Origin of the sequence: Vibrio sp. D431a, assembly GCF_030248655.1 — a bacterium.
GTDB classification, from domain to species: Bacteria; Pseudomonadota; Gammaproteobacteria; order Enterobacterales; family Vibrionaceae; genus Vibrio; species Vibrio alginolyticus.
This window is the reverse complement of record NZ_JAHGAP010000001.1, coordinates 29,528-48,246: the sequence shown is the minus strand read 5'-3', so window position 1 is coordinate 48,246 and position 18,719 is coordinate 29,528. Positions and strand designations below refer to the sequence as shown.

The following is an 18,719-nucleotide window of genomic DNA, read 5'->3' as shown; positions in this document are numbered from 1 at the left end:
ACAACGATGCATTTCATACTCTCGAAGGCTGGATACAAACTTCGTAGAGCGGTGATTGAACTAAGGTGGCGCAATCTTTTCGCCACCTTTTCCTTGATAGTCGGCATTACGTGGTTGATGCTCTATTTGGCTGGTGAAGACATTACGTCAAAGCCACTCGATTTCATCTATTACAGCGTAATAACGATCAGTACTGTTGGTTATGGTGATTTCTCGCCATCTACCGACGTTGGCAAGATGGTAGTTGCTTTCATTCTTGTCCCCTTTGGTTTGCTTTTCTTTAGCTCTGTTTTGGTGAAGATGGGCAATTCTTACCAAAGCTTAAAAGAAATCGTCCTAAACGGAGATATCAAATTGAGACAAGTAGAAAATCACATTTTATTGTTTGGCTGGCTCCCTAATCAAACTGAATCAATCATTTCTCTAATCCGTGAGAACAACCAAAAACAGCATATTGCACTCGTTTCTGCTGACAAAGAACTTGAGCACCCAATTAGTGACCTCAAATTCACTGATTATGTGAGACTAGAAAACCTGCTCAATCAAGAAGAATATGGGCGTCTTGCGATTGGTAAAGCAAAAAGCATCATTGTTAACACAGGCGACAATGCGCAGAACCACCTTATTTGTGTAGCCCTAAACAACTACATGAACAACCTCGGAACACCAGTCGATAAGCGACCACACATTGTCGTTTACTCAACAGATATTTATATCCAAAGTCTATTGGCTAATATCGGTGGGAAAATTGAGGTGGTCAACATTTTTCGCGAACATATGCTTTCACGATCTGCTCTTTTTGCTGGTAGTAGTTCTTGTGCAGAAGCCCTTGTAGATCCTCAAGTCAGCGCTACACAATTTACGCTCAAGCTCTCCGATGAATTTAAAGAAACGACATTCATGGAACTGTATACCGCGTGCAAATTTGACCTCGACATAACAGTCATTGGCGTATCACAAGAAGACGACCCAATAGGTAACAATCTTGTTATGAACCCTCCAAAAGAAATGAGTATCTCAGCGGGGATGCATTTGTTCTATGTCGCCTCGCATGAAGTGTCGGCATTGGAAATCACCAACCAATTCAAAGGAAAGTAATCAACATGTTCAATTGGTTTAAAAATAAGTTTGGCAAAAAAACACAAGAGCAGGAAACCGCACCCACAACTCTTCTTGCTGAGGTAAACAAAACCCCAACTAAAGGCATCGCACTTGATAGTCAAATCACTATCTCTAGTGACGTGGAAGATATCTTTGGTGATCAATTGACCTATCACTCGGGTAAGGAAAATAAAGTAGTTGTGGGTATTGCGCAAAAATCAGAAGACCGCGACAACGTCTTTCGTGTTTACACTGATGATGACTACTTTGTTGAAATTGAATATTTCGGAGAGGACAAGGCTGGCAACGAAGCCACAAATGTTGTGTTCCAACTAGTTCACGACATTGGTGCCGACCAACCGGATGATGAGCAAGCTGCCCAGTGGAAAATGGTTATCGAGAACGACTTGGAGTTTGAATACAAGGGCAACAAGTACCGTCGAGAAACCAATGAGGTTTATGGTGGCTTGGAAGTTGTCGAAATCGGCTCTAATGAAATTAAACCTCTTGATCACACCTACGCAATCTTCAATCGACCTATCGGAGAAAACTTCGAAGAGCTATTGATTGTCAACGCTGAGTGCAAAGTTACTTTGGACGAAGACACTGGCGAGATTCTTTCGTACGACGACTTAAATATCTGGGTTGCGGTCGGAATGAAAATTAAAAACTCAGAATTTAAAGCCTACAACCAACAACAATAAGGTATCAAAATGAACATTACTCTTAAGCAAGTTATTTTCGGCACAGACTACTCATTCACAGAAACTTTACTGTCTTTCGGTCTTTCAATGGTTTACTTTGCCATTTCATTGATCATGCTAGGCTTGTTCTATGCAATCTATAGCCGAGTAACGCCGTACTGCGAAAAAACGCTTATTCGCAAGAATAACAAAGCAGCAGCAATCAGCCTCGCAGGTGCTCTTGTTGGTGTTGTACTTCCTATCGCAGCAGCACAACTAAACGCACTGAGTCTATTGGACTTTGTCTTTTGGGGCGTAGCTTCAATTGTCACTCAAGTGATCGCATTTATTCTCGTAAGCATTGCCTTCCCTAAAAAAGTTGAACGAATCAACGACGGTCAGGAAGCAATGGGCATTACACTTGCAGGTATCTCGCTTGTAGTAGGTATCCTTCTAGCGGCGTCCATCACTTACTAAGGCACTGCTCATGAAAAAGAATGTAGCACTAATGGTGGCAGGGGCAACCTTGGTCGCAGGGTGCTCGGACAATGATGGGACGCCTGAAACCAAGGTTGTCTATGTCGAAAAAAGCCCGAGCCAAGAGGAAATACAGGCAGCTGTAAAAGCCGAACTTGCAAGAATGAATCGTGAAGGTGAAGAGCTAAGAGATTTAGTTCGCACCCTTAAACAGGGAGACCCAAGCGTACAAGATGCTTATTACTCTTATGAGAACGGCGAGAAAGTCCTTAAGATTGTTAGCCAAAATCCGACAAACGAAAGTTCCTTCTCAGAATATGTAGTACCTGTCGGCGTAGGTATCCTAGCTGGTTACACTGGAGCTCGATTAGCTGATGCTATCTTAGATTCGAACCGCCGATACCGCCAACACTGTCATCGAGATATGTTTGGTAACTTGGTTGGTGAAGGTTGTTACAGAGGAAACCCCTATCACTACGGTGTGGGAGCTTACTATCAGCCACGATTCCCTGTTGTTATCTATGACGATTATGATGACTATTCAACATCTAAGCGTCGTTACGAGCGAGCCTACTACAACGAACGTGTACGAAGAGCTCCGTCTGAAAAGTATTCGAAGTTCGATCACAAACCTAAAGACACAAAGGTTGATCATTCGAAAAAAACAGCATCAGAACGTGCAGCAGCGATTCACGAGAAGCAAAAGGAATTACAAACCCAAGCTTTAAAGGATGGTAAGACACCAAATCCCAAGAAGGAACCTTTTAACTCAGGGTTAGGTAAGCAGCGTGACAGTGGTAAAACAGCCCAACACCCATTCGATAAGATTAACGATACAGGGAATAAAGCTAACTACTCGAATTACACTAAACCTGTAGTTAAAGTTAAGGCAAAACCGAAACCGAAACCTGCTAAGAAGATGCCAAAACCGAAAAGAAAGGCGTTTTCAAACAGCAACCGAAGAAGCACCTCTAAATGGGGTAGCAGCTCAAGAAGCCGTAGCAGCGGAAGTAGCTGGGGCGGAAGTCGCAGTCGAGGATTCGGCGGCTAACTTTATCATCCAAAGCCCTCATTCTAGAGGGCTTTTTATTGGAACAAATAATGAGAAAGCAACTTCACCATGTAACACCTGACTTTGATGAGTTAGAGTCCGAATGTCCCAAAACATCAACAATTCATATGATGATGGGGGAACAGTCGAACCTTACATCCCTTACAGAAGAGTTCCCTTTCCCAGAGAATGAAGCGGGAAAGACTCCATTTTATGAGTTTTCAAAGGAAGAGGTGAGCCATCTAAAACATGTGTCTGAAATGGTTTACAAAGCAATGTTAGGTTCGCTGAGTATTCTCTTTTCTGACGACAATAGAGAGCACATCAGAACATTTTTTAGCAGTGAATTTGTAGATAGCTATCCAGAATTTATTGACTACGCGATTTATACATTTAAGCAGAAGCATAAAGCAATCTCTGGACGTTTTGACTTCGCATATGATGCTGATAGTGAAATGGTTACAGGCGTTTATGAAGCTAATATGGATAGTCCAGTTACGTACTATGACTCAGTAGTACTTCAGCACCACCTATGCAAGAAGCTAGGCTTACCAAACAATCAACACAACGAGCATCACGAGACATTAGTAAAGGCTATACCGAGTGTAGTTAACGGAGTGGACAAGAGAATCGCTGTATTATGCGATGTAAATTTTACCGAAGACAGCATTTCAGCCGAGACAGTATTTCATGCATTTAATGAAGAGGCCACGCATATCGCCCTGTTTGACTCTTTATCAGCTCTAGACTACGACTTTGGTGATCTTCAAAATCCCCTATTCACAATAAACGACACAATTGTCGACGCCATCTATTCTCTTTACCCTTGGGAATATATGGTAGAAGATTTTTACAGCCAAAGCTCCAACCCAATTAAAGAATGGAAGTTATGGGTAGATCGAGTGACATTTCTTGAACCTGCGTGGCGATACTTTTTATCAAATAAGGGGATTTTCGCTTGGCTTACATACCTTAGTGAAATCAAACAAAATGAGAACGCTGAAGTCGCCATGTTTATTGAGGAACATCGTGACGCCTTTAAATACATTTTGCCTTCCTACGTAACAAAGCCGAGTGATTCAGAAAATTGGATTCAAAAACCTTTGATAGGTCGTCAAAGCGCAAATATATCACAAGTTAAATGTGGTGTTATAACTGAGTTGTCCTCTGGCGATTTTGTTAATAGTGGTTGGTTGTACCAAAAATTCACTCCACCCTGCTCAGTCAACAACAACACCAAAGCTATTGTTTGTACATGGATGGCACCTACAAACATCAAAGGAAACCTCGATATGACCTGCGAAGGCATTTCAGTACGAGAGTTTGAAGGGACGATTCCTACACATGAAAATGAACGCTTTGTGCCACATTTAATTAAAAGTTAAAAAAGACAAATAAATTCCTTGCCATAAACATTAATTCTGGTAGCATTATTACTAAAGGTTTGATTCGGAACAGGAACTCCAAACCTTCTACTTCTATTCGGGAAGTGACAAAGGATATTGAGCTCTCAATTCAAAACATCCTTTGAGATCTTGGATTAAAAACCCAAGGTCAAAACCTAGCCAACTGTTTATTACGGCATTGCCGTCTTAGCGCGACCCTTTGTCTCAGGGTCGCTTTTTTTTGCGAAAATTTTGGTATGAAAACTTCATTTACTCTGATCCCTAGCCTCACAAATCCAATTTGGAAAATTCTGACGCTTATTCTGCCGAGCGGAATTCTTATAAGATTGGTCAAATTGCGACTGGAGCAAAACTCCAAAGACTTAAGGTTTAGATTGGATGTTGTGGCTGAACGCGAGAAAAACAGTAGGATAAAAGCTGCTTATTGCGGAGCCCTCAATCAAAACAAAGACTGCCCAAAATGGCAGATTCAAGCAATCAGGAAAGTGGTATAACAATGCAAAAAGTAATATGGTGCCGTTCAGTAAATCATGACAATTTTGGAGAAGTTCTTTTTAGACTGGGTCATGACGACGAAAGAAATCTAGTACTCCGAATGACCATTTATAGCGAGGCAGTAGCTTCATCCCTCTTCATTCAAAATCCTGAAATAAATCTTCTTGAAACTATGCCTGACGAAGATGCAGTTAGGCTCATTGATAATGCCTCTAGTATCCTAAACCTCGAAAACTACAAACCTTCTGGTATCAAGGATTTTCGTATAATTGAGTCTGAAAACACGGATGTGCTTCTCATGAACAATATCTACGGAGAGCTTGAGTGCGTGCTTTATTCCAGCGATGACAATGAGTTTTTGCAGTCTCGTGCAAACTTTGAAGAGGACATTACCCATATCGCACCTGAGACCATCAAGTCAGTAATCAAAGTGGTTGGGCTTATCGAGGAAGAGCCATTGTGCTAACGCGCCGTTGAGGTAGTTCGATATAGTAAATTCGAAGTCACCAACTCATCTACATTTCCATAGAGCGTGTATGAATAATCCGCGCTCTCTTGCATTCCGTAACCAACCCAACAGTCCCTACCACTTCCTTTCGCTTCGTACAGCGCTTTATCTGCGACCCCCAAGGCGAGATTAAACTCATCGTTATCTGCTATTGGCATGATTGTAAAACCTATTGATATCGTCACATCCACTGAGTGATTATCCGCTATTTTAAAAGGTGAAGACCTAACGCTGCACATAACTCTTTCTATTAGGCTTAAGCATATGTCTGAACTTGAACAAGTGGAGGCTATCAAAAACTCCTCACCCCCTACTCGCACGACATGGTCTTCTTTTCTAACAACTCTCCTTAGCCTCAACGCTAGCTCTTTCAAAACCATATCCCCTGATAGGTGTCCCCATGTATCATTTATCTGCTTAAAGTGGTCTATGTCGAGCATAATAAGCAACTTGTGCCCATGAATCTTCAAAAAGCCATTTCGATTTGCGTCCGACAAGATATAACCTAAGTGCCTCCTATTACTTAAGCCTGTGAGTGGATCGACTTGAGCTTTAACCTCTAAATCATCCGACCTTTCTTTTAACTCGTTCTGAATGTTTATGAGGTTTCCCGTTAGAGCTCTATACTTTTGGTATAAAAGAGAGATTTCATCCCTCCCTCCTCTTTCAATTGAAGGCTCCGCCCCAAAGTAACAATCCAACCTTTCCATCGATGAAATGAGCTCCTTCAATGGTGTCACCACGACGCTCAATACTCTTCTATAAGCAACAAAAGAACACGCAAAGGCAATTATTAGCAACCCACAAAATGCAAAAGACAGCAAGTAAACAGCATCCAGATATTCATGCCTAAAAATAGACACTTTGAGCGTTCCCAGTTTCTTGCCAGAGTAATCGTAAATCGTGATACCCTCTACTACATGCAATGCAAAGATCCCTGACCTCCCCTCATGCTCCGAGTTATCAAGCTCTCCCAAAGTTACACTCAAATTCTGAGGAGCAAAAACGATGTGTTGTTGAGTCTGCTCTCTAAGTAACTCTTCCCTCTTGGAGTTGTAATATCTACCTGTAATCACCCAACCATTTGCCAGTCCTTCTCTTTGACTTGTGTAAACAGACCGTGCAGAAAAATAAGCTAGCCCGAAGCTTGTTAATGTAAACCCATCCAAGCCATCACCCGATTCACTAAGTGCCTTGATAAACGCCCCATCCCATCGATCTTCACTAGTGGGCAGACCTTCAATAAACGCCCCTTCGCTGCTGGGCACTGAGTGCATTGCCCAAACGACCTCACCACTAATATTCATGAAGATCATAAAATCTAGTTTGGCGAACTTCAGTGTTTCAGCGCTTAGGTTTGACTCTTCAAAACTCTCCGACCCATTACCTAAATAATCATAAGTATCATCCCAGTAAGCCCAATCATTAGTGTAATTCCCAAGGTGGCGCAACTCTCGCTCTATGGTTGTATTGATTCGAGCAAGAGCTTTTTCAGAGTTAAGTGACTCGACGTGAAAAGCGTTGGATATTGATATAGATGCGGAGAAAAGGAAGAAGACTAAAGCTATCAAAATTGAGACGCAAAAGATCGGCAAGGCTATTTTCAGTTTAATTGATTCGTGCCATTTAACCACTAGATCATCCTTTTCTAATGAGAGCATACTAAGTATAAACGCTCATTGTTAATCTGTATTATTGATAAGGATGTTATATGTTTGAAGTGGTTGATGTAACAGGGGGAATCCCTCTAATAAACGCTTTATTAATCAGAATCTTACTCATGAAACAAGCCCTATCATTAAGCTAGATAAGGGCTTTTTTTTGAGCAAATCTTAAACTGGAAATAGCTCTAGTAAACATACGCGGAGAACAGAAATTCTCCTTCCGATGTGCTACGACACACCGATGTTTGAGCACCAGAGTTAACCAGTTCGGCTTGTCTGTTTATGCGAGATTCCAATACCTCATTATCGAACTCCAACTTAAGCTTAAGTGATACAGCCCATCGCATACGAGTAACGCGAGTATGAACAAAGGAACATTCAGGTGTCACAAACACTACCTTCTCATCCGAAAGCTTAATCCCAACACCTACATTCTCAATCCACTCTTTTATTGAGGTCGTGAAATCAGAGACAGTCGACATGCTTTTTAGTCTGGATAGAAGTTGATCAGAAGAGAATGAGTTAATAGTAATCTCACTTACGAACTCACGCATAAATGCCTTGGTTAACAAGGTTTCTGGTGGTATCTGGTAAGTCATCCTGTCCAAGATAGCATAGACCAATGAAAAACCAATGTGGTCATAATTATCACGCAGAATAGAGAGATTACACCTGAGAGAGACTATATAAAGATCTAAACCTAAAGCCTGATTGCACGCGAGGTGCATAATTTCTTCTTGAGAGTCACAATCAAAGAGCAAAGCAAATCTCTTATTGAGTTTACTTGGCTTGAGAGGAGTGGATAGATCAGCTGCAAAGTGAGCACTATAAGCAATTTTAAACAACTCAACATTCCGCTTTGGCGGAACATCAAGAACAAGCGACATGACTTTCTGAAGCAATAGCTTTTCACCTGAAATCCCTATATCTGAACCTTCTCGTAAACTGGATGACAAGTGGTTAAATGATGTGAAGCCAGCAAATTTAGAGAAAAGTTCATCCAATTCGCGCAAAGATGGTTCCAATTTATAAACTTGCTTCAAGTGGCTTTTATAAACATTTCTTAGGACGCGAAATGCCTGATATGTGTCTATTGGTAGTTTAACGTTTTCCATGCTGTGTCCATTGAGTCGCCATCAAACCCCCTCCAATTATGTTTGATAGCAAAACGGCTAAGCAATATGGTCGTTAATTGTAGTTCTGCATTTTAACCATTCACTTTCGTGTGGAGGGTGGCAAGCCTGCATGGAGCTTTTATTGCCCGACAAGCGCATGACTAACCAAGCGAGATCATCATATCTTCAGAGTTAGCAGTTGGTCAATATTATATTTTTTTCATAATCCATGTTGACACTGTACTTAAACATGTTAGCATGCAGAAAAGTTTGGGTTATCCAAATAATGCTACATTTTGGTTGGCTTGTGGTAGACATGAGACGGGATAGTTGCCGCATCTTTTAAAGATGAACCACTCATAAAAACAATTGTTCTTTTAGCTGGTGGAGCAGTGAATTTTCAATTAAGTTTTTGTGGATCGGCATGGCGCTGAGTTCAAACTCCAAACCCTCAACGAATGCTGAGAGTATCTCTATGGGGAGGTTCGATTCCTTCCCCCAACCACCGAATTCAAAACTAGTCTAAATTGAAGACTAGAAATAAATATGGCTGCCTTGTTGTAGGAAGGTCGAGATAGTTGTCGCTCTGAGATGCTTAGTTTGATCCATTAAGCAAAGTAGAGAACCACTTACTTTCACATTGTTTTCAGGATCTTGGTAGAGCAAGAGATAGTTTTCGAAGTGTAAGTAGATCATCATGGCGTTAAGTTCTTAACTCTAAACCCTTAACGAATGATGTGAGTTACCTTTGAAGGTTCAATTCCTTCTACAGCCGCCACCTTTTAATTTTAGGAGAATCAGCCTTGAAAAAATTAAAAACAAAATGTTGGGTAATTCTCCTGAAAAAGCTAGATACTGGATCAACCTTTGGTTATTGCTGTGCTGAAAAGAAATTCTTAACCAACCGAGTTACAGTTTATCATGACATCAGGGATACTAGATACCATCATGAAAAAGACTTAATTGGTGGTTTAGGTTTACAAGACTTCATCCGAAATGAAATTCTTACTTCTCATTGGTTCGATGAGTCGAAATATGATGTTTTTGTCGCAAGGCTTAACTCCAAGCAATGTCCAATCAAAGTTGATTTCAAAAAAGCGATTAAAAAATGCAACCATAGACCTCACCAACGCTCTTCAGCAAACTACTCAATGCCATTTGTTGTTAAAAGCTTGGATGCAAAATAAAAATAAAGACTGAATGTTAATTCGGTCTTTTTTAGTTTTTCGTCTATTAAAAAATTAAAAGACAAACACACTAGATTACCAACCTTTCCAGTTCACACAGAAACAGCTGTTCCCTGACTTTTTCTGACTAATTTCTTTTCTTTGACTTTGCATCAGACAACGACGCCTCAAAATTAAACCCCGCATTATCTGTAAGGCACAGATATAAGACCAAAGTTATTAGACCGAACGGAACCGCTTCTATCAAAATTTGATAGTTGAGCATTTCTGGTTTCAGATCTGTGCTTAGCGACAAAAAGATCGTCAGACCTAAAAAGAAAGATGCCAAAGCTTTGATTAAAAACCACATGTTGCAATCACACCAAGACTGAAAGATTTTCATCATAACAGAAAGGTATTGCACTTTTAAGCTTGGGTGTATGGCTATAAATTGTGCAGCAACACATTAAGACATTCACTCAACATGAAGTTGACTTCTTCATTATATTGATTGTTTTATGCACAAAAAGACTACTTAAATGCTCTAGCTTTACATAATAGGGATTTGGATAAGGTAAGAATCGGTCTCAACTAAACTAAATGTACCTGTGATTGTTTGTTTTGCGACCAAAATACTAGATTGAATCAGCACAGAGCAACCTCATTGTTGAGTGGCTTTTAGGACTTTAGGTTAGAGATAAATGGCCGTTTCAGCACCACTAATTAAAACATAAATAATAGAAATGAATTAAACAAGTGGGTCTGTGTGAGAAAAAGTTAATCCACAGGAGACCGCTTATGGTGTTAAGAGAGCCCTGTGGATGCTTAGTGTTACTAGCAGTTATGAAAATTACAACGTTAATCGAGTCTTTGCCTTTCTTGTTTGAACTGCATTGTTAAGTGGGGGTGAAGAGATCGCGGGTCTCGATCTATGCTGCTGCAACTTCTCTTCAAAACTTAATTCAGGCGCTTCGTAAAACCTGATCTCATTTTTGTGGCTCTCGGCAATCCCATATGCTCTTTCATGAATTACACAAAACTTGTCCCCATACTTATTGTCTCTATTTTTTCTTACGAGTGACTCGTAAGCCGCCAATGGTTTTAAATCAAAAGTTGGCTCTTTGAGCTTAACGGTTGTTTTGCCAATGTAGTCACCGAACTCAAGTTTATCCGCTAAAGGTAACTCTTTAATTAGGTGTAGCTGATCTCTATCTACAATCAATTCTTCATTTAGCGAAAGGTTTAACGCCACGACGTGCATGTATTTCTCGACCGCTTCATTTATTGCGTAGAGACCATAAATCCTTTCAGGTGTGTCTGAGGTCATAACACCGCCGTTGTGGACGTAGCCCTTGATTGCTTGCTCGAAAAAGAACTCGTTGTTAATAGCTATACCTCGGTCATCAATCACCTGCTCGTAAATATTCTTGTCATACAGAATAGCAGTACCGCCATCAACGTATAAAACCAAGTTCTCTGGTTTGCAGTAGTTGCACTTAGTAACTGCGAACGACTCAGGAGAGGTACTTCTGATCTTCATTGTATTTAGGTAATTATGGTCTTTTTCAAGGTCTGAATTAGTCAACCCGTAAACCTCAAGAACATTTTTCTTATATTCAGGACTAGACTGAATGGTCTCGTCGTACTTAATCCAGTTGTATACATCAGCAGACTTAAGTATATCCAAACATCTATCTTTGCTCATTCTACCTTCACGAACACTACGTGAATAATAGCCATCCCTCATCGCCTTGCGTATCTGGGAGGTGTAAAATCGTCTGTACCCATTTTCACCATTAGGAGTGAAGCCGCCTGTATGCCTGTATGGATGCCTCTCTTGCTGTTTTTCCAGCAGTACATTTGCCAAACCAAAGCCTTGGTATTCCTTTGCAACCAAATAAAGTAGGCAGTTCCAATCATCACTGGTTTCCGCAACTATCTCACCAGTATCTTTTCGAACAACACTGTGTTCGTACGCGTACCGATTTTCTCCGAGTAGAGCTATTTTTTCTTCGTGAGTGTAGTAAACGAGCCCTCCCTTCTCATCCCTTAGATAGTCAGAGTCGTCAGGAAGTCTCTTGCAATAATTGTTATATGTCTTATCAAAAACGTGCTCATAGACCTGAAACTCTACATCATTTCTTTTTAGATTCTGTATGACGCTTTTTGATTCACCCTCACTTACGATGCGCGAGTCCCTATTCAAATGCTCAAGAGTTGCATTTCTTTTATATGCATCACTACTATGGTGCTCATCATGCTTGTTTACTAGAGAAAGAAAATCTTTAAACGATAAGTCGCGGATGTCATCTGACATTTTTGGTGATTTCATGCTTTTCTTTAATTTTAATACTTAGCGCTACACAAAGAAAATCATTCAAAGTTAAATCAACATTTCTTGTTGTGCATAGTTTATTTATATTCTTATCATTAAAGTAAATGTTGAGAGAAGATATTGAAGAATTTGCATACGAAAATGATCTAAAGTTGAAGTTTGCAGATGGCTTTGATGAAGCGATCCTTGGTATAAGTCAGTACTTAGGTAATGACCAAGTTGTATATGACTCCAATAAATGCATCGATATACTGACAGAGCAAATGGACTCAGATGAAGCTCTTGAGTACTTCCACACAAATTTAATAGGAGCTTACATCGGTGAGAACACACCCATCTTTGTTGAAACAAAGCTTTATTGTTTTTAAAAACTATTGACTGCTGTGTGGCGTTGCAATACCATGTAAACTTATTGGTTATAACACAGGTTTGAACAATGAGAATGCCGAGTAAAGAATTAGCGATCAATCTCGCGAAAGTACTTAAAGATGACAAGTTTGCAATTGTTGAAAATAGCGTGGTCAAACACCTTTTAACAGGTGAAGTAATTCCCGTAGAACACATCATGTATAAACGGATTCACAACGACGGGATCTATAAGTTGAGCCCCGCAACTTGTGGTGGTGGGAAGAACAGCGACTGTTTTATCGGCGCTCCGAGCCCAACTTGCGAAGCTCGTTCAGAAACAAAGTGCGGTGTTTATTCATTGTATGAAGTTAACAGTCTCAAACTTACCGTTGATCAAATTGAACAATTAATTGAGCTAGAGAAAGGAACAGAAAAAAATGATTAACTTTGATATTGAATTCCAAAATGTTCTAGCAAAAGAAGTTAATGCCCTGTTTTGTAGTAACTCAGAAAACCAATCGCTGCTTTTATCTTTAAGTGTTGATCGTAACATGCATGACATTGAAGATTACTTCACCGAAGAGTGTGTCACGAAATTGGCTTGCGATGCTTTTAATGCATCAATAAATGTTATCGGAAATGATGGCATTTGTGAGGATAACAAAGAAACTTGGCGTAATTGGGTCGTTGGTGGCTTAGAGATTACAAAGAACCTTATCGTTCTCTACGTAGATAAAGCTCTTAAGAAATCCCGTCATGATGTTTACGACAAAGATTCTCTATACAACTATCACATCAGCCCAAGAGATGTGAAGGATGCGCAAAGACAGGACGCCCGTATTGTCCGTGTACGTTTCATCTCTGAAAGAGAATCGGACTTCTGGATGAAGACCAGTTTAAGTAAATTAGACCCGCTATCGCTTATTGAATTAGCTAAGCAAACGCCGATTTACTCACCCACCGATAGATTAGGCTATGAAGTCTTCACCGATGGCGCATCTAATGCAATAATCATCGGAACAATCAATCTTGAATTGTTTACAACACCATTTCAGTAAACACCGCCGCTTCTTGTAAAAAGTGCTCCATTGCAAAACGTCACTCACACTGAGTGGCGTTATCCTTTTGTGGACTACAGAAATGTTAGCCCAAGGATGCGCCTTACTGCTGATTTTGTAGACTGTCCAACAAGTAAAAGCTGTATTATTAGTCACTTTCGTATAATAATAAGCTAATACTAACCTTCCTGAAACCCACGAATTGAATGAGCATGAACGAAACGATAGTAAAGAGAAACCAGCTGTCCAGCCTGACTCCAAAGCTTCTAGATCAGTTGATAGAGCTTAGGAACCAGAAGAAAGGCAAGTCACTGCAAATCATAGTGGATCACCTAACACAAGATATCACGGTGGTTGAAGCAGCTCGACGCCTTGGCGTTAAGGACACTACGACAGCATCTAAAACACTGAAAAGTCTTATCTTAATACACAATCGCGCCTTGGATTACGCGACCGAGTACTTTCATTTCAAAACTGAAGACTTCCACTTCAAAGAGGGAGGCGAGAGCGCCCCAGTAAGCTTAGACCAATGGGATAAATTGATTGTGCTTCGCAACCAAAGAAAAGGCCCTGCCTCTGACGAGCTTCGTCAAAGACTTGTGGACGGGGTCAGTTTTGCAGATATAAGCAGAGACTGCTCACAGGCACTCGATCGTGTTGTGCTGTGTCATGAGCGTGCTATCTCTTATGCAGAAGCATACATCGCACACCAGTTAACTCGTTTCCCTGAGTACCTACAGAGAAGTGAAGTTAAAACGCCAGACACTAAGGCGCTACTTGTTATTGATAGTGAATATCGCGCATACAAGCTCGAATTTAAACCATCTGTGTATGATGCACCTAAGATGAAATTCGATAAGGACAAGCTAGTTGCCCTTCAAGTAATCCACGATAAACTATCTGGCGAGAACACAAGCGAGAAAGAGATGACCTCTCGTGCCGAAGAGATTTTGAAAGACACTGACAATCTTTCGAATGAAATGGCAATGCTCTTCAGTAAACTCTGTGATCTAAACAATGAGTTGCATGAGTATTAAGAGCTCAAAATAACAACGCCGCCAGTTTAGGCGGCGTTTGCTCTTCTAGGCGAGTGAGACTTCAACTTGCCTTAACTGAGACTGAGAGTCCCACCCGTTATCGATGATTGAGAACCCAACCCCCGCACTTCTGAGTGCACACTCTAACGCAACAACGATTCTACGGCTTGGTGTTTTAGCCCCGTAAAAACCTTCACCTATAATATTCAGCTCTAAATCGTCCTTGTCTTCATCAACCTTACTCTTTAAGTTGATCTGGACTTGAAGAAACTTATCTCTACCAGAGACGTTTTCATCTAAAAGCTTACGTATGTAATCAATCTTACAGACATTTTGTGGAACCGCTTTTGTCTCTAACAAGTCGATGCTAGAGCTGCTTCTAGTAGGCGTTCGAAAACGGCGTCTGACTCGTACCCTTCCATTGTCATTAACATCCGCCAGCACCAAATTTCTTTCGCAAGATTTTTTAAGCTCATTTTGCTCAAACTCTCGCTGTCTTTCTGAGCCAGCAGCACTATCAATCTTTGTGCATTTACGACGCTCAGCTGTATCAAGTGCTTTTGCTGTTTCAATCACTATTGCAAGAGAGTCAGCCTTCCTTTCCACTTCAGACTTTATTTCGTGAGGTACGTACTTCATTGCCTCGCTGTTCTGATACACTGCTTCAGAACATAAAGAGATTGTCCTGTGTTCCATCGGAACATCTTTAAGGCTTAAGCCATTAGAGGTTACTTTCTTGAGGTAGTGTTTCTTTAGAATATCGGAACCTAGTCCAAACATGATCGGTAGTACTCCAAAACAGTCATTAGTACGTCATGTAATCTAGATACAATAGCGCCTATACCAAGCTAGATAGCATCTTGATACACGAGTTGGTTTTATTTTGGTAATAATGCCACAATTTTGGAAGTAGTCAAATATGTGATGCGGCACATAATGAAATGTATGGGAGAGATGAGAAAAGAAGGTGGGCGAACCCACCGAGCTAAATAGCTACAATGCTTCGCCTGACGTTATAACGAAGCTAGTAATATGCAAAGACAATCGCTCAACAGATATGCGCTTAACGATTGATGAAACTATGATGCCACAAAAACCTTACGACTTAAACAGGAATTTGAAATGCATCTTTGTTATTTATTAACACATTTAATAACAAAATATCACAAACAAAAAAAATGGAGACCGAAGCCTCCATCATTGAAATAACTCAATTATAAAAAATCTATACTAAACAGAATCATGATTAATCTAATCATAGGAGCGGTCTGAATAAGGGGTTCGTGGCTACTCCGCCCTTCATGCAGTATTTTCAGACCATAACTTTCGAGGGAGCTTAGGTTGACACCCAAAAGCTGTTCTCAACTATAACAGCAACCTTACACATATCAACTGTATTGTATCGAATTAGTGGCATAATTCGTCTGACCGCACATTAAATGAACTCGGTACTGATTGACTGCAAACTCTATTGTGGTACTATCGCTACAAATCAGTTGGTTAACTTATCTAACCACTCATTAAACCAGCTAAGACACATGTTTATGTAAGCATTATTGCCTGATGCTGGTGGATGTTAATGCAAAGACCCCTAATTTTTATAAACCTTTTTTTTGTTTCTTATTAAGTTAATCTCTTTTATCTCTCTAGTTACAGGTATGTCGTTAGTTATCGGAACGCTCTTTGATATGCTTGGTTATGACATGGAGAGGCTAATTCCGCTAATTCCTTTGGTGTGTACCTATATTTACCTCTTCAATCAATCGTTAAAGAGGGTTAGTGCTTACATGCCACCACTAACCCTTATTATGTTGATCGTTGGGTCTGTAGCTCAATCACATTTCATTTCAGAATGGTGCATGATTCATGACTACCCAGCCTCATACGTATTTAAAGGCGTTATTGCTTCCACAGGTCTCCTATTCATCATCACTTATCCATTTGGTCGAAAGCAGAGTAAAGCTTAAAAAGTACCACTCCTGAAATCCTCAATCTAGTTTAGTTCTGATTGGGGATTTTTTATACCCTTTGGTCTGACATAAATAAAAGCGTAAAGCCCGACACACGAGAACTAAAGGCTTGTGAAAAAAATGCTATTGATTTTATTATTACTATTGTGAGCCATCTACGTTTTTTACTAAGCTGTAAGTAAAACGACAATGGATTTTACATCACTAGATTCCTACGAGCTGCTTCAGGAAGCTTTTTGGGACGTTCTGATGAACGGAGAAGAAGAGAAGGCACTAACAACATACTTAGAAAATCATGAAGTCGATGGCGTAAGATCTACGGATTGGGACAACTTTAGAATTTGTGACTTAGCCAAGGTCATAAATAAACTACCAGCTGATAAACAAGAAGTTCATAAGAAGAAGTTTGAGCGCATGGGTGTGGATTTAGATGCGCACGCAGACAGCATTTTCTCTATTGAAGACCACAAGACAGATCGTATTCTTGGTGATTTCGATATTAAGCTACTCCGCACACAGAAATGGTATAGAGGCTCTAGTAATGCCCTTGAAGACCACACTGTTGGGTTAGAGGGGTCAGCTGTTTACATCACTAACAGTATTGAACAAGCACTTAGCTACGCAGGCGAGGACGGGTTTATCGCTGAGGTCGAGCTACCAGATGACTTCAAAGCTCTTAGGCACTCCCCTAGCTATGGTCGTGTACAATTCTCTCCAATCACTTATGACAATGAAGCCAAGCTCATCGCCCATAAGAGTATAGGTATCGTGGCACGAGATGTGATAGATGACGGGCCATTCCGCGAACTAGGTAACGGCACCCGTTCAGTTAATGTAGCACTAAAGCCCATTAATGAGCTCAAATTGGTATCTGTAAAGCCTTCTGCTGAGTATCTTAACAAGCCTAAACTAGAAGCTAAGGCTAAGGCTAAGGCTGCACCAGCTATGAGAATGTAGGTTAATCAAGCCTGTTAGAAAAAAAGTCGTCCATTGTGGCGGCTTTTTGCTTTCTTGGTTAATAGTTAAGCAAAGTTTGTATTTATCGGGTTAAAAAGTAAACATGGCAAAGCAAAGCCAATTTTTTTTGAAAAAAATCATATTTGGTGTTGCAATGCCAACTGGTTGTGTTAGTATACACACATCGGTTGAGGGTGGTTCCTTAACTTAACAAACACAGGTAAATATTGGAGTTAATTATGTCTTTAACTATTGAAAACATCGTACAGTCTGTTGGTCTTCCATTCGTTGGCAAGGAAGGTTTCGAAGTAACAACAATGGGTGAGCGAAAGTTCGAAAACACTCTTAACGATGGTCTTACTGGTAACGACAAAGCTGTTAAGCGTGACGACATTCGTCTTGCACAAGTTGACCTATTCATCTTCGAAGAAGGTTACAACATTCGCGATAACGGACATGAGTTTGGTATCGATATGGAACACGCTATGAACCTAGCGGATGCATACGACAACCCAAACAACACTATCCCGCCAATCGAAGTTTTCAAAGTTATTGTTGACGGCGAGTTGCGTCTTAAAGTCCACCACGGTCACAACCGTACCATGGGTGCTCGTATTAAGCAGTTCCGCGACCGCCAACAAGATCCACAGGCAAACTTCCGTATTCCTTACGTGGTTGTTGTTGGTTCACCAAAAGAACTGTTGTTCTCACAATTTGACGGCAACAGCGGTCTAGCTCTTTCTGTTTTGGATAAAGCGAAGTTTTACTTCCTTGCAATGAAAGCAGGCGCAACAAATGCTGAGGTAGCATCTAAGGCGAAAGTATCAGAAGGTGAAGTAAGTCGTTATGCACGTCTTTACGAACTGCCAGAAGATGCTAAGAAGTTTATCCGTGATGGCAAAATTTCTGCGACTCACGCTCGCCAAATGATGGACGAGTACGACTCTATGGAAAAAGTAACCGCTGCCATGGCTGTTACTGCTGAAGAAGGTGAGATTAAGTCTGAATCTGCACCTGCCTCTAAGAAAACACGTAAACCTCGTAACACAGGTAAACAAAAGCCAACTGCGAAACTGACCAAGTTAATCACTAACTCAGTATCTCAAGTAACAAAGGCTTTCCGTGAGTCTCTTAGCCTTGACGCGAACACTGAGATTACGGAAGAACTTCTACAAGGTGATGGCGACGTAGTTATGCTGCCAGTACCTCGCGAACTTGCACTTCAGCTGCTGCAAGGCGGCAACGAAGTCCTAAACATTGAACGAAACAACGAAGAGTTCCAAAACAAAGTATTGGAACGCACAGCTGAGCTTAAGAAAGCTCGATAAACAACAATAAATTAGATATA

The 18,719-nt window shown here is 40.6% G+C and carries 19 protein-coding genes; 14 read left to right on the top strand and 5 right to left on the bottom strand.

Going from position 1 to position 18,719, the window contains the following annotated elements; genetic code table 11:
* Positions 1-6 precede the first annotated feature (6 nt).
* From KJB35_RS00295 to KJB35_RS00270, 6 genes are all read left to right on the top strand, one after another.
* Positions 7-1,098, top strand: a complete 1,092-nt coding sequence (locus tag KJB35_RS00295; protein WP_285468854.1) for a potassium channel family protein — start codon at positions 7-9, stop codon at positions 1,096-1,098.
* Positions 1,099-1,103: 5 nt separating this feature from the next.
* Positions 1,104-1,805: a DUF2491 family protein gene (locus KJB35_RS00290; protein ID WP_285468853.1), complete on the top strand. Its 702-nt coding sequence runs from the start codon at positions 1,104-1,106 to the stop codon at positions 1,803-1,805.
* Positions 1,806-1,814: 9 nt separating this feature from the next.
* A complete protein-coding gene (locus KJB35_RS00285; protein ID WP_285468852.1) occupies positions 1,815-2,261 on the top strand; it encodes a DUF350 domain-containing protein in 447 nt (148 codons plus the stop codon).
* 10 nt (positions 2,262-2,271) lie between these two features.
* Entirely contained in the window at positions 2,272-3,312 is a 1,041-nt protein-coding gene (locus KJB35_RS00280) for a hypothetical protein (RefSeq protein ID WP_285468851.1), read from the top strand.
* Positions 3,313-3,362: 50 nt separating this feature from the next.
* Positions 3,363-4,697 carry a glutathionylspermidine synthase family protein gene (locus KJB35_RS00275; protein WP_285468850.1) on the top strand — a complete coding sequence of 445 codons (1,335 nt, stop codon included), beginning with the start codon at positions 3,363-3,365 and terminating at the stop codon, positions 4,695-4,697.
* A gap of 517 nt (positions 4,698-5,214) precedes the next feature.
* Positions 5,215-5,679 (top strand): hypothetical protein, encoded by a 465-nt coding sequence (locus KJB35_RS00270; protein ID WP_285468849.1) that lies wholly within the window; start codon positions 5,215-5,217, stop codon positions 5,677-5,679.
* Here the strand turns inward: KJB35_RS00270 and KJB35_RS00265 are convergent.
* The 3 genes from KJB35_RS00265 to KJB35_RS00255 form a co-directional block, all read right to left on the bottom strand.
* Positions 5,676-7,355: a diguanylate cyclase gene (locus KJB35_RS00265; protein ID WP_285468848.1), complete on the bottom strand. Its 1,680-nt coding sequence runs from the start codon at positions 7,353-7,355 to the stop codon at positions 5,676-5,678. The genes KJB35_RS00270 and KJB35_RS00265 overlap by 4 nt on opposite strands.
* Positions 7,356-7,570: 215 nt before the next feature.
* Positions 7,571-8,500 carry a hypothetical protein gene (locus KJB35_RS00260; protein ID WP_285468847.1) on the bottom strand — a complete coding sequence of 310 codons (930 nt, stop codon included), beginning with the start codon at positions 8,498-8,500 and terminating at the stop codon, positions 7,571-7,573.
* A 534-nt stretch (positions 8,501-9,034) separates the two neighbouring features.
* On the bottom strand, positions 9,035-9,199 hold the full coding sequence (locus KJB35_RS00255; protein WP_285468846.1) for a hypothetical protein: 165 nt from the start codon (positions 9,197-9,199) through the stop codon (positions 9,035-9,037).
* Between the two features lie 104 nt (positions 9,200-9,303).
* Between KJB35_RS00255 and KJB35_RS00250 the strand changes: the two genes are divergently transcribed.
* The gene (locus KJB35_RS00250; protein ID WP_285468845.1) at positions 9,304-9,687 is read left to right on the top strand and encodes a hypothetical protein; all 384 of its coding nucleotides are present in this window, start codon (positions 9,304-9,306) and stop codon (positions 9,685-9,687) included.
* Between the two features lie 829 nt (positions 9,688-10,516).
* Here KJB35_RS00250 and KJB35_RS00245 read toward each other — a convergent pair.
* Entirely contained in the window at positions 10,517-11,998 is a 1,482-nt protein-coding gene (locus tag KJB35_RS00245; RefSeq protein ID WP_285468844.1) for a hypothetical protein, read from the bottom strand.
* Positions 11,999-12,105: 107 nt separating this feature from the next.
* Between KJB35_RS00245 and KJB35_RS00240 the strand changes: the two genes are divergently transcribed.
* The 4 genes from KJB35_RS00240 (at position 12,106) to KJB35_RS00225 (ending at position 14,444) form a co-directional block, all read left to right on the top strand.
* Positions 12,106-12,369: a hypothetical protein gene (locus tag KJB35_RS00240; RefSeq protein ID WP_285468843.1), complete on the top strand. Its 264-nt coding sequence runs from the start codon at positions 12,106-12,108 to the stop codon at positions 12,367-12,369.
* A gap of 68 nt (positions 12,370-12,437) precedes the next feature.
* A complete protein-coding gene (locus KJB35_RS00235; RefSeq protein WP_285468842.1) occupies positions 12,438-12,794 on the top strand; it encodes a hypothetical protein in 357 nt (118 codons plus the stop codon).
* The gene (locus KJB35_RS00230) at positions 12,787-13,407 is read left to right on the top strand and encodes a hypothetical protein (protein WP_285468841.1); all 621 of its coding nucleotides are present in this window, start codon (positions 12,787-12,789) and stop codon (positions 13,405-13,407) included. Before KJB35_RS00235 ends, KJB35_RS00230 begins: the two co-directional genes overlap by 8 nt.
* A gap of 212 nt (positions 13,408-13,619) precedes the next feature.
* Positions 13,620-14,444 (top strand): hypothetical protein, encoded by an 825-nt coding sequence (locus KJB35_RS00225; protein WP_285468840.1) that lies wholly within the window; start codon positions 13,620-13,622, stop codon positions 14,442-14,444.
* A 45-nt stretch (positions 14,445-14,489) separates the two neighbouring features.
* Here KJB35_RS00225 and KJB35_RS00220 read toward each other — a convergent pair whose 3' ends face one another.
* A complete protein-coding gene (locus tag KJB35_RS00220; protein ID WP_285468839.1) occupies positions 14,490-15,224 on the bottom strand; it encodes a hypothetical protein in 735 nt (244 codons plus the stop codon).
* 878 nt (positions 15,225-16,102) lie between these two features.
* Here KJB35_RS00220 and KJB35_RS00215 point away from each other — a divergent pair.
* The 3 genes from KJB35_RS00215 (at position 16,103) to KJB35_RS00205 (ending at position 18,699) form a co-directional block, all read left to right on the top strand.
* Positions 16,103-16,411, top strand: coding sequence for a hypothetical protein (locus KJB35_RS00215; RefSeq protein ID WP_285468838.1), 309 nt, complete (start codon positions 16,103-16,105; stop codon positions 16,409-16,411).
* Positions 16,412-16,603: 192 nt separating this feature from the next.
* Complete coding sequence (locus KJB35_RS00210; protein ID WP_285468837.1) at positions 16,604-17,371, top strand: hypothetical protein; 768 nt, start codon at positions 16,604-16,606, stop codon at positions 17,369-17,371.
* A gap of 239 nt (positions 17,372-17,610) precedes the next feature.
* On the top strand, positions 17,611-18,699 hold the full coding sequence (locus tag KJB35_RS00205) for a ParB/RepB/Spo0J family partition protein (protein ID WP_285468836.1): 1,089 nt from the start codon (positions 17,611-17,613) through the stop codon (positions 18,697-18,699).
* Positions 18,700-18,719: the final 20 nt, after the last annotated feature.

Bases quoted from the DNA above. Each gene is read 5' to 3' on its own strand.
- KJB35_RS00295 (WP_285468854.1), top strand. From the start codon at position 7: ATGCATTTCATACTCTCGAAGGCTGGATACAAACTTCGTAGAGCGGTG.
- KJB35_RS00290 (WP_285468853.1), top strand. From the start codon at position 1,104: ATGTTCAATTGGTTTAAAAATAAGTTTGGCAAAAAAACACAAGAGCAG.
- KJB35_RS00285 (WP_285468852.1), top strand. From the start codon at position 1,815: ATGAACATTACTCTTAAGCAAGTTATTTTCGGCACAGACTACTCATTC.
- KJB35_RS00280 (WP_285468851.1), top strand. From the start codon at position 2,272: ATGAAAAAGAATGTAGCACTAATGGTGGCAGGGGCAACCTTGGTCGCA.
- KJB35_RS00275 (WP_285468850.1), top strand. From the start codon at position 3,363: ATGAGAAAGCAACTTCACCATGTAACACCTGACTTTGATGAGTTAGAG.
- KJB35_RS00270 (WP_285468849.1), top strand. From the start codon at position 5,215: ATGCAAAAAGTAATATGGTGCCGTTCAGTAAATCATGACAATTTTGGA.
- KJB35_RS00260 (WP_285468847.1), bottom strand. From the start codon at position 8,500: ATGGAAAACGTTAAACTACCAATAGACACATATCAGGCATTTCGCGTC.
- KJB35_RS00255 (WP_285468846.1), bottom strand. From the start codon at position 9,199: ATGATGATCTACTTACACTTCGAAAACTATCTCTTGCTCTACCAAGAT.
- KJB35_RS00245 (WP_285468844.1), bottom strand. From the start codon at position 11,998: ATGAAATCACCAAAAATGTCAGATGACATCCGCGACTTATCGTTTAAA.
- KJB35_RS00240 (WP_285468843.1), top strand. From the start codon at position 12,106: ATGTTGAGAGAAGATATTGAAGAATTTGCATACGAAAATGATCTAAAG.
- KJB35_RS00235 (WP_285468842.1), top strand. From the start codon at position 12,438: ATGAGAATGCCGAGTAAAGAATTAGCGATCAATCTCGCGAAAGTACTT.
- KJB35_RS00230 (WP_285468841.1), top strand. From the start codon at position 12,787: ATGATTAACTTTGATATTGAATTCCAAAATGTTCTAGCAAAAGAAGTT.
- KJB35_RS00225 (WP_285468840.1), top strand. From the start codon at position 13,620: ATGAACGAAACGATAGTAAAGAGAAACCAGCTGTCCAGCCTGACTCCA.
- KJB35_RS00220 (WP_285468839.1), bottom strand. From the start codon at position 15,224: ATGTTTGGACTAGGTTCCGATATTCTAAAGAAACACTACCTCAAGAAA.
- KJB35_RS00215 (WP_285468838.1), top strand. From the start codon at position 16,103: ATGTCGTTAGTTATCGGAACGCTCTTTGATATGCTTGGTTATGACATG.
- KJB35_RS00210 (WP_285468837.1), top strand. From the start codon at position 16,604: ATGGATTTTACATCACTAGATTCCTACGAGCTGCTTCAGGAAGCTTTT.
- KJB35_RS00205 (WP_285468836.1), top strand. From the start codon at position 17,611: ATGTCTTTAACTATTGAAAACATCGTACAGTCTGTTGGTCTTCCATTC.